The following is a 207-nucleotide window of genomic DNA, read 5'->3' as shown; positions in this document are numbered from 1 at the left end:
CTGTATTTTCTTTAAATTTGGCTACTACTTCTGGTTTTACCGGAATCTCTCTTCCGAAATCGAAGTATACCTGTTCTCCTGCATTCGCTTCCATGTTACCCATAACAAGAGCCTTCTCGCCCTTCTTACCAGGACATACATTTGCACAGGAACCACATCCTGTACAGTCGTAAGCAGAAACCGTGATACTGAACTTCATATCAGGCA

General features: G+C 43.0%; 1 protein-coding gene. It reads right to left on the bottom strand.

The annotated features are described in order from the left end of the window. A partial coding sequence (locus tag HJY11_RS14950) for a 4Fe-4S binding protein (RefSeq protein ID WP_208076608.1) occupies positions 1–207 on the bottom strand: 207 nt, incomplete at both ends.

It is taken from the genome of Bittarella massiliensis (ex Durand et al. 2017), assembly GCF_017566145.1.
Lineage (GTDB): Bacteria > Bacillota > Clostridia > Oscillospirales > Ruminococcaceae > Bittarella > Bittarella massiliensis_A.
Note: the sequence above shows the minus strand (reverse complement) of the source record. Positions and strands in the feature narration are given on the sequence as shown.